Annotated in this window: 14 protein-coding genes; 8 read left to right on the top strand and 6 right to left on the bottom strand. The window is 72.7% G+C overall.

Annotated elements, in window-relative coordinates; all coding sequences use genetic code 11:
- Positions 1 to 3: 3 nt before the first annotated feature.
- Positions 4 to 429: a hypothetical protein gene (locus G407_RS0118660; protein ID WP_029032047.1), complete on the bottom strand. Its 426-nt coding sequence runs from the start codon at positions 427 to 429 to the stop codon at positions 4 to 6.
- Between the two features lie 114 nt (positions 430 to 543).
- A complete protein-coding gene (locus tag G407_RS0118655; RefSeq protein ID WP_029032046.1) occupies positions 544 to 1251 on the bottom strand; it encodes a metal-dependent hydrolase in 708 nt (235 codons plus the stop codon).
- A gap of 153 nt (positions 1252 to 1404) precedes the next feature.
- On the opposite strand from G407_RS0118655, the gene ruvX reads away from it, so the two are divergent.
- Entirely contained in the window at positions 1405 to 1923 is a 519-nt protein-coding gene (gene ruvX / locus G407_RS0118650; RefSeq protein ID WP_043540163.1) for a Holliday junction resolvase RuvX, read from the top strand.
- A gap of 17 nt (positions 1924 to 1940) precedes the next feature.
- Here ruvX and G407_RS0118645 read toward each other — a convergent pair whose 3' ends face one another.
- The 3 genes from G407_RS0118645 to G407_RS30685 form a co-directional block, all read right to left on the bottom strand.
- A complete protein-coding gene (locus tag G407_RS0118645; protein WP_029032044.1) occupies positions 1941 to 3257 on the bottom strand; it encodes a replication-associated recombination protein A in 1317 nt (438 codons plus the stop codon).
- A 192-nt stretch (positions 3258 to 3449) separates the two neighbouring features.
- Positions 3450 to 4127, bottom strand: coding sequence for a TIGR02281 family clan AA aspartic protease (locus G407_RS0118640; RefSeq protein ID WP_052341563.1), 678 nt, complete (start codon positions 4125 to 4127; stop codon positions 3450 to 3452).
- A 96-nt stretch (positions 4128 to 4223) separates the two neighbouring features.
- Complete coding sequence (locus G407_RS30685; protein ID WP_052341562.1) at positions 4224 to 4811, bottom strand: SH3 domain-containing protein; 588 nt, start codon at positions 4809 to 4811, stop codon at positions 4224 to 4226.
- 200 nt (positions 4812 to 5011) lie between these two features.
- Here G407_RS30685 and yidD point away from each other — a divergent pair, with 200 nt between their 5' ends.
- The 4 genes from yidD to G407_RS0118615 all read left to right on the top strand — a co-directional run bounded on the left by yidD (position 5012) and on the right by G407_RS0118615 (position 9278).
- Positions 5012 to 5434, top strand: a complete 423-nt coding sequence (gene yidD, locus G407_RS31270) for a membrane protein insertion efficiency factor YidD (RefSeq protein ID WP_084327627.1) — start codon at positions 5012 to 5014, stop codon at positions 5432 to 5434.
- Between the two features lie 64 nt (positions 5435 to 5498).
- On the top strand, positions 5499 to 7526 hold the full coding sequence (gene thrS / locus G407_RS0118625) for a threonine--tRNA ligase (protein ID WP_029032042.1): 2028 nt from the start codon (positions 5499 to 5501) through the stop codon (positions 7524 to 7526).
- Between the two features lie 413 nt (positions 7527 to 7939).
- A complete protein-coding gene (locus tag G407_RS0118620) occupies positions 7940 to 8518 on the top strand; it encodes a PAS domain-containing protein (RefSeq protein ID WP_029032041.1) in 579 nt (192 codons plus the stop codon).
- A 133-nt stretch (positions 8519 to 8651) separates the two neighbouring features.
- A complete protein-coding gene (locus tag G407_RS0118615; RefSeq protein WP_043540162.1) occupies positions 8652 to 9278 on the top strand; it encodes a PilZ domain-containing protein in 627 nt (208 codons plus the stop codon).
- A 37-nt stretch (positions 9279 to 9315) separates the two neighbouring features.
- On the opposite strand, the gene G407_RS0118610 is transcribed toward G407_RS0118615, so the two are convergent.
- The gene (locus G407_RS0118610; protein WP_029032039.1) at positions 9316 to 10044 is read right to left on the bottom strand and encodes a cytochrome c biogenesis CcdA family protein; all 729 of its coding nucleotides are present in this window, start codon (positions 10042 to 10044) and stop codon (positions 9316 to 9318) included.
- Positions 10045 to 10190: 146 nt separating this feature from the next.
- Here G407_RS0118610 and G407_RS0118605 point away from each other — a divergent pair, with 146 nt between their 5' ends.
- From G407_RS0118605 to G407_RS0118595, 3 genes are all read left to right on the top strand, one after another.
- Positions 10191 to 11189 carry a P1 family peptidase gene (locus G407_RS0118605; protein ID WP_029032038.1) on the top strand — a complete coding sequence of 333 codons (999 nt, stop codon included), beginning with the start codon at positions 10191 to 10193 and terminating at the stop codon, positions 11187 to 11189.
- 73 nt (positions 11190 to 11262) lie between these two features.
- On the top strand, positions 11263 to 12198 hold the full coding sequence (locus G407_RS28620) for a PfkB family carbohydrate kinase (RefSeq protein WP_052341561.1): 936 nt from the start codon (positions 11263 to 11265) through the stop codon (positions 12196 to 12198).
- Positions 12195 to 13115 carry a pseudouridine-5'-phosphate glycosidase gene (locus G407_RS0118595; protein WP_029032037.1) on the top strand — a complete coding sequence of 307 codons (921 nt, stop codon included), beginning with the start codon at positions 12195 to 12197 and terminating at the stop codon, positions 13113 to 13115. The genes G407_RS28620 and G407_RS0118595 overlap by 4 nt, the downstream gene beginning before the upstream one ends.
- Positions 13116 to 13122: the final 7 nt, after the last annotated feature.

Below are 13122 nucleotides of genomic sequence, written 5' to 3'. Positions count from 1 at the left end.
CCCTCAGAAGGCGTGCGGGACGACGAACGCGATGGCGTGGCCGGGCGGCGGGAACGGCGCCTCGATCGCGTCGCGGGTCACCCGCGGCAGCGTCGGCGGCCCGAGAACGTGGAGCCCCAGGACGACGAGGATGGCGGTGAGCAGCGCGATCCGGATGCGGCTGTCCGCGACGGCGGCGCGCAGGCGGCGCACGAGGCGGGCGCCGAGATCGGGCGCCGGGTCCGGCGATGCTACCGGAGCGACCGGCACGGGCCGCTGCGGCGCGCGCGGACGGGCCCCCGCGAGATCCGCGGCGGAGATCACGGGCGCCGTCACCGCCCGGCGCACGACCCGGCTGTTCGCATCGAGGTCGAGCACGGGCAGGATCGTGTCCGACGCCGGCACGGCGCGGCGCGTGACCCTCGGCGAGAGGACGATGGTATCGGGCAAAGCGGCCTCGGCGCGTTGGTTAAGCGATCCTTAACGCGGGAGCCTGCCAGACAGCCGCCCGGCGTGCCAGCGCGGCACGCGATCATGGTTAACGGGCGTTCACCCGATGCGCGTTCACCCTGCGATGCGCACCGGCATGCCCTTGTGCGGCACGACGACCTGCGTGCCCGCGCCCTGCATCGCGGCGACGAAGCCGTCCGCCGTCGGGGCGATGAGCGGGAACGTGCCGTAGTGGCAGGGAATCGCCGTCTTCGCCTCCGGGAAGTAGCGCTTCATCGCGAGCGCCGCGACCTCGGCGCCCATGGTGAAGCGGTCGCCGATCGGGACGAGCACCACGTCGGGCCGGTGCAGCTCCGCGATCAGCGCCATGTCGGAGAAGATGTCGGTGTCGCCCATGTGGTAGACCGTGGGCTCGCCCGGGGCCTTGACGATCAGGCCGGCGGCGCTCCCCAGCGGGAAGCCGACGCCCTGCTCCACCAGCCCGGCGGAATGGTCCGCGCGCACCATCGTCACCGTGAAGCCGCCCTGGTCGACGGTGCCGCCGGTGTTCATCGGGTCGAAGCGCTCGACGCCCTGCGACGCCAGGTACATGCACAGATCGTAGTTGGTGACGACCTTGGCGCCGCTCTCCTTGGCGATGGCGACGGTGTCGCCGACGTGGTCGCCGTGGGCGTGGGTGAGGAGGACGTGGGTCACCCCCTTCGTCGCCTCGGCGAGATCGCCCTCGAAGGCTGGATTGCCCGACAGGAACGGGTCGATCAGCACCACGGCGTCGCCGAACTCGAGGCGGAAGGCGGAATGTCCGAACCAGGTGATCTTCATGGGTCGCGCTCCCTCGTCGCTTGCATTAAGAACGCGCCCGTGCGGCGGAGGCTCCGCCCCGCCAGCCCGGACGACGGACATGATTCGCGAACGCGACGATAGCGCCCCGAGGGTCCTCGGACCACGCCGCACACGTGCGAAAGCCGCCCGGCGATGAGCGCGGAGCTGGAGACGCTGGCGCAGACGCTTCCCACGCGCGGGCGGCTGATCGGCGTCGACCTCGGCACGAAGACGATCGGGCTCGCGCTCTCCGACCCGGATCGCCGCATCGCGAGCCCGCTCGAGACGATCCGCCGGACGAAGTTCGGACCCGACGCCGCGCGCCTGGCCGCGCTCGTCGCCGCGCACCAGGTCGCCGCCATCGTGATCGGGCTGCCGCTCAACATGGACGGCAGCGCCGGGCCGCGGGTGCAGGCGACGCGCGCCTTCATGCGCAACCTCGCCCCTCTCGTCCACTGCCCCATCGTGCCCTGGGACGAGCGGCTCTCGACGGTGGCGGTCACCCGCATGCTGATCGAGGCCGACGCCTCCCGCGCCCGCCGCGGCGAGGTCGTCGACAAGGTGGCGGCGGCCTACATCCTGCAGGGGGCGCTGGAGCGCCTCGCGGCGCTCGCGCAGAGGCGGCAAGCAGACCTGGAGGACGGCGACGAGGGGGAGGACGGCCGCTACTAGCGCCTACCCTCCTCGGTTTATGGTCGCCGGCGCTCGCGCCTGAGCTTCTCCCACCAGTCGAGCCGCTTGCGCACCTCGCGCTCGAAGCCGCGGTCCACCGGCTCGTAGAAGCGCTGCCGGCCGAGCGCCTCGGGCCAGTAGTCCTGGCCGGAGAAGGCATCCGGCGCGTCGTGGTCGTAGGCGTAGCCGGCGCCGTAGCCCTCGTTCTTCATGAGCTTCGTCGGCGCGTTGAGGATGGTCTTGGGCGGCATCAGGGAGCCGTGCTCCTTGGCCGCGCGCATCGACGCCTTCCAGGCCGCGTAGACCGCGTTCGATTTCGGCGCGGTGGCGAGGTAGACGGTGGCCTGCGCCAGCGCCAGCTCGCCCTCGGGCGAGCCGAGGAAGTCGAAGGCGTCCTTGGCGGCATTGGCGACCGCGAGCGCCTGCGGGTCCGCGAGCCCGATGTCCTCCACCGCCATGCGCACGAGCCGGCGGGCGATGAACAGTCGGTCCTCGCCGGCGTCGAGCATGCGGGCGAGGTAGTACAGCGCCGCGTCGGGATCGGAGCCGCGCACCGTCTTGTGCAGCGCGCTGATCAGGTTGTAGTGGCCCTCCTGGCCCTTGTCGTAGAGCGGCGCGCGGCGCTGGACGATCGCGACGAGGCTCTTCGTGTCGAAGGTCTCCCCCGCCCGCGCCGAGCGCCAGACCTCCTCGGCGAGCGTGAGCGCGGCCCGCCCGTCGCCGTCCGCCATGCGCGCCAGCGCGGCGCGGGCGTCGGCATCGAGCGGCAGGGGCTTCCCCTGCGCCTCCTCCGCGCGGGCGAGCAGCCGCTCGATCGCGGCCTCGTCGAGCGAGCGGAAGGTGAGCACGCGGGCGCGCGACAGGAGCGCCGCATTGAGCTCGAAGGACGGGTTCTCCGTCGTCGCCCCCACCAGCGTGATGGTGCCGTCCTCCATCACCGGCAGGAAGGCGTCGAGCTGGGCGCGGTTGAAGCGGTGGATCTCGTCGACGAAGAGCAGCGTGCCCCGCCCCATGGCGCGGCGCAGCCGGGCCGCCTCGAACACCTTCTTCAGGTCCGCGACGCCGGAGAAGATCGCCGAGATCTGCACGAAGTCGAGCGCGGTCTCCCCGGCGAGCAGCCGTGCGACGGTCGTCTTGCCGGTCCCCGGCGGCCCCCAGAAGACGAGCGAGCCGAGCGAGCCCGAGGCGATCAGCCGGGTCAGCGCGCCGTCGGGCCCGACGAGATGCTCCTGCCCGACGACCTCGGCGAGGGTCCGGGGCCGCAGCCGGTCGGCGAGCGGGCGGGCGGGATCGGCGTCCGGCGCGGGGCCGTCGGGGGCGAACAGGTCGGGCATGGCGGGCAATCTACCGCAGGTCGGCCGCCCGCCGCTACCTCCTCGCAGGGGAGGACGGAGGCTCGCGGAGCCGGGGTTGGGGAGGGCGGCGATGCCGCTCGCCAGGCCATCCGAACGGCCCCACCGCCCGCGCGTGCCGCGCGGACTCCTCCCCTCCGGGGAGGATGCGGCGTCGGCGCGTGTCGCGAACGCTCACCACCCCCGCAGCAGCAGCCTGTCCCCCCGGACCTCGTAGGAGGCGAGCTTCGCCAGGAAGCTCATGCCGAGCAGGTTCTCGCGCAGGTCCCCCGGCTGCGCCACGAAGGCGCGCACGTCGCGCACCTCGATGCCGCCGATGGCGACGCGCTCGAGGGTGATCGGGGCCGCCGTCGTGGTGCCGTTGGCCGTGGAGACGCGCACGGTGTAGGCGAGGCGGTTCGCGGGCCAGCCGATGCGTGCGGCGTTCTCGGCGGTGAGCACGACGGCGGTGGCGCCGGTGTCGAACAGGAAGTCCATCGGCGCGCCGTTGGCGCGGCCCGGGAGCGCGAAGGCGCCGCGCTCCATGTAGGCCACGACCTCGCGGGGCCCGAGCCCGACGCGGGGCGGCTCGGGCGCCGGGGCGGTGCGCGTCTCCGCGAGGCTCGGGGCGAGGCGGGCGGCGAGATCGCCGATGATCGCGGCGCTCTCCCCGTCGCGCAGCATCAGGAAGCCGCCGAGCGACACGCCGGCCGCGACCAAGAGGAGCGCGATGCGCTTCACCACGGCCGCGAGGATGCTGCCGCCGGCGAGCGCCATCAACGCCATGACGGCGCCGAGCCCGGCGACCGTGGCGAGCGCGGCGGTGCCGAGGTCGGCGTCCGGGCCGAGGACGGCCGCGAGGCTCTCGGGCATCTGTCTCGCCCTCCCGACGCGAGAACGGCCCGGATCGGGCGATCCGGGCCGTTCGGGTGTAGCGCGCGCGGGTGAACGCCGCGTTGCCGGGTGCCGTCAGAAGCGACGCACGACGTCGTCGAACAGGCCGTCGCCGTCGAGGTCGCGGCGGACGACCACCGAGCCGTCCGGACGGCGAATGCGGATCGTCTCGTAGTAGCCGTCGCCGTCGCGGTCGAGACGCGCGATCACGCGGCCCTGCCCGCGGCCCGGGCGGCGCCAGTGGCGGTCGTCGTCGCGCCAGTGGCGATCGTCGTCGCGCCAGCGGCGATCGTCGTAGTAGTCGCGGTCCGCGCCGAAGCCGAACTCGAAGGTGATGCCCGGGGCGGGGCGGACCCGCTCGCGGTAGCCGTAGTCCGGTGCGGGGGCCCGCGGGCCGCGCCGCACGCTCGGCTCCCCGAGATAGCGTGCGCTGGCCCAGCCGGAGCGACCGCGATAGTCGACGCGACACCAGCTGCCGCGGCAGCCCTCGACGTCGACGACGACGCCGCCGGGCATCGTCGCGATGACCTGGTAGTTCGTGCCGGGGCCGGCGCGCAGGTTCAGGTCGCGCGAGACTTCGGCGGGATAGGCCCAGGCGGCACCGGCGACGAGGCAGGTCGCGGCAGCGAGGCCGAGGCGCTGGAAGATAGTCTTCACAGACATGTTCTTGCTCCTTTTCCGCCACGCTTCGTGTCGCTCGCAGGCGAACACCGGAAGACAGCAGCGCATCTTTCCGACAATAGGGGCGAACCCCGTTTCATCATGATGGGTTTCATAGGCGCCCTGCGCTGAACGCCGGCTGAATGCTTCGTTCACTGCGGTGGCGATTGCGCGCCGAAGACGCAGGCCCCATCTCTACGGACATGGATCCACGCGCGCCCCGGACCGGCCTCGACGCCCTCTTCGACGCTGCCAGGTCGGCCGCGGCACGCGGGCCGCGCACGGCGGCGCGGGGCGCGATCCGCGGCTACCAGCTGACGCTCTCGGGGCTGATGGGCCGCCAGTGCCGGCACCTGCCGTCGTGCTCGGAATACACGTCGGAGGCGATCGGCCGCTACGGCCTCTGGGCCGGCGGCTGGATGGGGCTCGCCCGGATCTGCCGCTGCGGCCCGTTCGGCACGCACGGCATCGACAACGTGCCGGACGCCTTGCCCGCGCAAGCCCGGTGGTATACGCCCTGGGCCTTCGGCCGCTGGCGTGGCGTGAACGGACCGGGCACCGGCCCGACGACCGCATCGACCGCCGGCGAGGACGCGCCCGACGACGGCGGCGCGGCCCGCAGCTGATCCCCACCCGACGCCGTCTTTCCCGCTTACCTGCCTCGTTCGCAGGAGTGAGCAAGGAGCAGCCATGATCACCCTCACCTTCCCCGACGGCGCGCAGCGCGAGTACCCGGACGCGGTGTCCGGCCGCGCGGTGGCCGAGTCGATCGCGAAGTCGCTCGCCAAGAAGGCGGTCGCGATGGCGATCGACGGCGAGGTCCGCGACCTCTCCGACGAGATCCGCGCCGACGCCAGGATCGAGTTCGTGACGCGCGAGGATCCGCGCGCGCTGGAGCTCATCCGCCACGATTGCGCGCACGTCCTCGCCGAGGCGGTGCAGACGCTCTATCCGGGCACGCAGGTGACGATCGGGCCGGTGATCGACAACGGCTTCTACTACGACTTCGCCCGCGACGAGCCCTTCACCCCGGAGGACTTCGCCGCGATCGAGGCGAAGATGCGCGAGATCATCAAGGCGGACAGGCCCTTCACCAAGGAGGTCTGGTCGCGCGATCGCGCCAAGGAGGTGTTCGCGGGCAAGGGCGAGGCGTTCAAGGTCGAGCTCGTCGAGGCGATCCCCGCCGACCAGGACCTGAAGATCTACTATCAGGGCGACTGGTTCGACCTCTGCCGCGGCCCGCACATGCCCTCCACGGGCAGGGTCGGCGACGCCTTCAAGCTAATGAAGGTGGCCGGCGCCTATTGGCGCGGCGACGCCAACAACCCGATGCTGACGCGCATCTACGGCACCGCCTGGGCCTCCAAGGAGGACCTCGAGCACTACCTGCACCAGCTCGAGGAAGCGGAGAAGCGCGACCACCGGCGGCTGGGCCGCGAGATGGACCTCTTTCACTTCCAGGAGGAGGGCCCCGGCGTCGTGTTCTGGCACGCCAAGGGCTGGAGCCTGTTCCAGAGCCTCGTCGCCTACATGCGCCGGCGGCTCGAGGGCGACTACGACGAGGTCAACGCGCCGCAGATCCTCGACAAGTCGCTGTGGGAGACCTCCGGGCACTGGGGCTGGTATCGCGAGAACATGTTCGCGGCCCAGTCCGCCGGCGACGAGGCCGAGGACAAGCGCTGGTTCGCCTTGAAGCCGATGAACTGCCCCGGCCACGTGCAGATCTTCAAGCACGGGCTGAAGTCCTACCGCGACCTTCCCCTGCGCCTCGCCGAGTTCGGCGTCGTGCACCGCTACGAGCCGTCGGGCGCCATGCACGGGCTGATGCGGGTTCGCGGCTTCACGCAGGACGACGCGCACGTGTTCTGCACCGAGGAGCAGCTCGCCGACGAGTGCCTGAAGATCAACGACCTGATTCTCTCGACCTACGCCGACTTCGGCTTCGAGGAGATCGTGGTGAAGCTCTCCACGCGCCCGGAGAAGCGCGTCGGCTCGGACGCCTCCTGGGATCACGCCGAGGCGGTGATGGCGCGCGTGCTCGAGGACATCGAGAGACGCGCCGGCGGCCGCGTGAAGACCGCGATCAACCCGGGCGAAGGCGCCTTCTACGGGCCGAAGTTCGAGTACGTCCTGCGCGACGCCATCGGGCGCGACTGGCAGTGCGGCACGACGCAGGTGGACTTCAACCTGCCGGAGCGCTTCGGCGCCTTCTACGTCGACGCCGACGGCACCAAGAAGATGCCGGTCATGGTCCACCGCGCCATCTGCGGCTCGATGGAGCGCTTCCTCGGCATCCTGATCGAGCACTATGCCGGCCACTTCCCGCTCTGGCTCGCGCCGCAGCAGGTGGTGGTGTGCACCATCACCTCGGAGGCGGACGACTACGCCCGCGAGGTGGCGGCGGCGGCGAAGCGCGCGGGGCTGCGCGTCGTGGCGGACACGCGCAACGAGAAGATCACCTACAAGGTGCGCGAGCACTCGCACGCCAAGATCCCGGTGATCCTCGTCGTCGGCAAGCGCGAGGCCGCGGAGCGCACGGTCAACGTGCGCCGGCTCGGCTCGCAGGCGCAGACGAGCCAGGGCCTCGAGGAGGCGCTCGCCGCCCTCGTCGCCGAGTCCGTGGCGCCGGACGTCGCGCGCGGCCACGCGATGCCGGCCGAATGGCAGCCGAGCGAGGGCGTCCAGCTCGACGGGCAGCACGACCACGCGATGCGGTGAGCCCCGGCGCTCGTCGATGCGCTCACCGGCTCGCGAACGAAATCGGGGGAGGGCTCGTCGCCCTCCCCCGTTCCGTATCGAGGCTCGAAACGCCGGTCAGGGCGGCCGGCCGCGGCACGCATGCCGCCTTCGACGCTCTTCTCGGCGCCCGTCTCGTCCCGGCCTCCCCGTCGAAGCAAAGTCCAGAAGCAAGGAGAACGTGCACCATGGCCGCCTGCCGGGCAAGGGCCCGGCGGGGGTAAGCTTCGGTTAAGGTTAACCGAACCTTTCGATGGCTGCTCCCCTCCCCGGGCATGGCCTTCGCGTCGCGACTCGTCGACAACGGACGCGTCGCGTCGGCGCGTCGCGAAACGAGGCGCCGGCGCGTCGCCGCGGCACGGGCGAGACCCGTGCGAGAGGCTTGGAGATCCTGCATGAAGCACCCGGCGACACGGATGCTGTTTTCCTACTGGGACGCCCTGCGCGGGGAGCGCGCGGCGCCCGAGCGCGGGGAGATCGAGCCCGGCGAGATCCGCCACGTCCTCGCCGATGCCTTCATCCTCGAGCTCGACGAGGGCCGCGAGGCGCATTTCCGGCTCGCCGGCACCCGCATGTGCGCCCTCTTCGGTCGCGAGCTGCGCGACATGCGCCTCGTCGACCTGTGGCCCGAGCGCACCCGCCACGATGTGCGCCGCAACCTCGACATCGTCGTGGACGAGACGGCGGGCATCGTCAGCGGGCTCGTCGGCGCGACGAACGAGGGCGAGACCGTCGATCTCGAGCTCGTCGTCCTGCCCCTGCGCCATCGTGGACGCACCAATGCCCGTGCGCTCGGATGCCTCTCCGCGCGCATCGTCCCGACCTGGATCGGCTTCCATCCGGTGACCACGCTGACCACCGTCTCGATGCGGGTCGTCTGGCCGTCCGGCCGGCCGCTGGAGGAGATGCGCCCTCCCCTCGACGCGGTGGAACGCCGCCGCCGCTTCGTGGTGCACGAGGGCGGGCGGGCCTGAGCGACCGGCTCTGAAACCCCGGATGGGCGATCGACCGAAACGAAAGTCCGGAGGATTTCCCTTGGAAAGCGCGTCTTAACCAAGCAGCGCTACGGTCCTCGCGCACGATCGACCGCCGAGGACCCCCGCTGCGATGACCGCTTCGCCATCGACGCTGCAGAAAGAAGCGGCTGCGCCGCTGCGCCGCTCGGACCGGCGTCTCCACGCACGCGTCAACGTCGTCCTCCTCGGCCGCTACATGCTCCCGAACCGGCAGGAGTATCCCTGCCAGAGCGTCGACTTCTCCCCCGGCGGCGTGGCGCTGGTCGCGCCGGTGCGCGGGCTCATCGGCGAGCGCGTCGTCTGCTACTTCGAGCACATCGGCCGAGTCGAGGGCACGATCGCGCGCCACACCGACAAGGGCTTCGCGATCGCGATCACGGCCACCGCGCGTAAGCGCGACAAGCTCGCGTCCCAGCTCACCTGGCTCGCCAACCGTCACGAGCTGGGGCTGCCCGAGGATCGCCGGCACGAGCGCATCACGCCCATCGACAAGCGCGTCGTGCTCAAGCTCGACGAGGGAATCACCCTCGAGGCGAGCCTCATCGACGTCTCGATCTCGGGTGCGGGCATCGCGCTCGACAAGCGGCCCGCGATCGGCGCGGGCCTCCTCGTCGGGTCGACCCCGGCGCGGGTCGTCCGCCACTTCCAGAACGGGATCGCGGTGGAGTTCCTGCTGCCGATCTCGCCCGACAATTTCGACGAGAACATCGTTCTGTGAGCGCTCGCCCCTCTCCCGCAGGGGAGAGGTAGGGTCTTCACCCCAGCGTCGCGAGCGCCGGAAAGGTCTCGAGCAGCCAGAACGAGGCCGTCTGGATGCCCCCCGTGAGGAAGGCGACGCCGGTGAGCACGAGGAGGGCGCCCATCGCCTTCTCGACATAGGCGAAGCGCGACTTCATCCGCTTGAGGAAGGCCACGAAGGGCTTCATCGCGAAGGCCGCGAGGATGAAGGGGATGCCGAGCCCGGCGGAGTAGACCGCGAGCAGCATGGCACCGCGCCCGACGCTCGCCTCCGACCCCGCGACCGCCAGGATCGCCGCCAGGATCGGCCCGATGCAGGGCGTCCAGCCGAAGGCGAAGGCGAGCCCCATCACGTAGGCCCCGCCGAGGCCGGCCGAGGCGCCGCCCTGGAAGCGCGCCTCGCGGTAGAGCAGCGCGATGCGGAAGGCGCCGAGGAAGTGCAGCCCCATCACGATGATGACCACGCCCGCCAGCGTGGCGAACACGTCCATGTACTGGCGCACGAGCTGGCCGAAGAGCGACGCCGTCGCGCCGAGCGCGGTGAAGACCGTGGCGAAGCCCGCCACGAAGACGAGCGCGGTGAGCAGCGCCCGCCGCCGCACCGCCCAGTCGTCCTCCCGCTGCATCTCCTCGACGGAGACGCCGGCGAGATACGACATGTAGGGCGGCACCAGCGGCAGCACGCAGGGCGACAGGAAGCTGATGAGCCCTCCGAGCAGGGCGGCGTAGAGCGAGACGTCCATCATGGATCTTCGTGTAGTCCGAAAAGGCGCCTGCGGGAAAGCGCGCCGCGCACGCTCTCGCGGCCTCGTGATGCCGCGTGATACACGGTAGCGAACCTGGAGAATGGGGACGGCGCGCGCGTTGCGCGAGATCGTCGAGGAGGGATCGAATGTCGCGGGGGCGCAACCTGATCACGGACGTCGCCGGGATCGCGGTGGGCAACGCGCACGACGCGCGGCTCGCCTCGGGCGTGACGGTGGCGCTGTTCGACGCGCCCGCCGTCGCCTCGGTCGCGGCCCTCGGCGGCGCACCGGGCAACCGCGACACCGCCTGCCTCGAGCCGGACGCCACGGTGGAGGCGGTGGACGCGATCGTCCTCTCCGGCGGGTCCGGCTTCGGGCTCGACGCGGCGGGCGGCGTGCAGGCCTGGCTGCGCGCCCGCGGACGTGGCTTCGCCATCCGCGACGCGCTCGTGCCCATCGTGCCCCAGGCGATCGTCTTCGATCTGCTCAACGGCGGCGACAAGGACTGGGGGCTCTACCCGCCCTATCGCGAGCTCGGGCACGAGGCCTGCGAGGCGGCGGGCGCGGAGTTCGCGCTCGGGACCGTCGGCGGCGGCTACGGAGCGACGACGGTGGATCTCAAGGGCGGGCTCGGCTCCGCCTCCGCCGTGACGCCCTCGGGCCACACGGTCGGCGCCCTCGTCGTCGTCAACGCGATCGGCTCGGCGATCGTCGGCGAGGGCCCGCATTTCTGGGCGGCGCCCTTCGAGGTCGACGGCGAGTTCGGCGGGCTCGGCCTGCCGGCGGACGTCGCGCGCAGGAGCGGTCGCCTGGCCTGGAAGGGCGGGCCGCAACCCGCGACGACCATCGCTCTCGTGGCCACCGACGCGGGGCTGACGAAGTCCCAGGCGAAGCGCGTCGCGGTTCAAGCCAACGACGGCCTCGCCCGCGCCTTGCGCCTCACCCACGCACCCTACGACGGCGACACCGTGTTCTGCGCCGCGACAGGCCGCCGGCCGCTCGGCGACGCCCCGGCGATCGCGCTGACCGAGATCGGCGCCGTGGCGGCCGACGTGCTCGCACGCGCGGTGGCGCGGGGCGTCCGGGAAGCGACCTCCCTGCCGTTCCCGGAATGCCCGCCGGCGTGGCGGGATCGATTCGGGTGAGCGGGGGCCTCCTTCCCCCGCCTCCGCGCCTCTGCTAAGCGGCTCCATCCCGAACCCGCACGACCGTCCCGCCATGCCCCCTGCCCCACCCCGCCGCATCCTCTGCCTCGGCGGCGCGGCCGTGGACCGGACCTATCGCGTGCGCGACGCCGTCCGGCTCGGGACCTCGAACCCGGCCACGGCCGGCGTCTCGCACGGGGGCGTGGCGCGCAACGTCGCCGAGACGCTGGCGCGGCTCGGCGCGCCCGTGGCGCTCGCCACCGTCGTCGGCGCGGATGCGGCCGGTGCGGAGATCGTGAGCGCCCTCGCCGAGCGCGGCGTCGACGTGTCCGGCATCGAGCGTGCGGACGGCATGCGGACCGCGGAATACGTCGCCGTGCTCGCCCCGGACGGCGCGCTGCACGTCGGCCTCGCCGCCATGGAGGGGCTGGCACGGCTCGATGCCGGCTTCGTCGGGCGTGCCGAACCGGCGCTGGACCTCGCCGGCCTCGTCTTCGCGGACGCGAACTGCGCGGCGGACGCGCTCGCGGCCCTCGTGGAGCGCGCCCGCGGGGCGCCGTGGCGCCTCGCGCTCGATGCGGTGTCGGTCGCGAAATCCGCCCGCCTGCCGCGGGACCTCCATGGCGTCGCCGTCCTGTTCTGCGCCCGCGACGAGGCCGAGGCCATCGTCGGCGCGGTCTGCCCGCCGGAGGATCTCGCCTGCGCCCTCGTGGCCCGCGGCGCCGCCGCGGCGGTGGTGACGCTCGGCGCCGACGGCCTCGTCCACGCGGAAGCGCATGGCGCGACGCATCGTCCCGCGCCTGCGGCCGACGTGGTCGACGTCACCGGCGCCGGTGACGCGCTCATCGCCGGGACCCTGCATCGCCTCGCCGCGGGCGCGATACCATCGGACGCGCTCGCCGCCGGCCAGGCCCTCGCCCGCCTCACCATCGCCCGCCCCGGCGCCGTGCGCGCCGACCTCTCGCCCGCCCTCCTCGCCGAGGCGCTGGCCGACGGAGCCGCCCCATGACCGCACACCCCTCGTTCCTCGACATCGCCCCCGAGGTCGCCGACGCCCTCGCCGCCGGACGGCCCGTGGTGGCGCTCGAATCGACGATCATCACCCACGGCATGCCCTGGCCCGCGAACCTCGAGACCGCGCGGGCGGTGGAGGCGGTCGTGCGGGCGGGGGGCGCCGTGCCGGCGACGATCGCCGTGATCGCCGGCCGCATCCGCGTCGGGCTCGACGACGCGACGCTGGAGGCGCTGGCGCAGAAGTCGGACGTGATGAAGCTCTCGCGCGCCGACCTCCCCTTCGCCGTCGCCGCCGGGCGCGACGGCGCCACGACCGTCGCCGCGACGATGATCTGCGCGGCGGCGGCCGGCATCCGGGTCTTCGCCACGGGCGGGATCGGGGGCGTGCATCGCGGCGTCGAGGAGACGATGGACGTCTCGGCGGATCTCGAGGAGCTCGCCCGCACGCCGGTCTGCGTCGTCTGCGCCGGCGCGAAGGCGATCCTCGACCTGCCGCGCACGCTGGAGGCGCTCGAGACCCGCGGCGTGCCGGTGATCGGCTACCGCACCGACGACCTCCCCGCCTTCTGGAGCCGCTCGTCGGGCCTGGCCGCGCCGCTGCGGCTCGACGATGCCGCGGCCATTGCGTCCCTGATCGCCGCCAAGCGCGATCTTTCGCTCGACGGCGGCGTGCTCGTCGCGAACCCCGTGCCGGAAGAGGCGGAGATCCCCCGCGCCGAGATCGACGCGCACATCGCCACCGCCCTCGCGGAAGCGCGAGCCGAGCGCGTGAGCGCGAAGGCCGTGACGCCGTTCCTGCTGGGGCGCCTCGTCGCGCTCACGCACGGCCGGAGCCTCGCGACGAACGTCGCGCTCGTGAAGAACAACGCGGCGCTCGCCGCCGAGATCGCCGGCGCGCTGGCGCAGCGGTGACGCCGCC

This window comes from Salinarimonas rosea DSM 21201, from assembly GCF_000429045.1.
GTDB lineage: Bacteria > Pseudomonadota > Alphaproteobacteria > Rhizobiales > Beijerinckiaceae > Salinarimonas > Salinarimonas rosea.
Note: the sequence above shows the minus strand (reverse complement) of the source record. Positions and strands in the feature narration are given on the sequence as shown.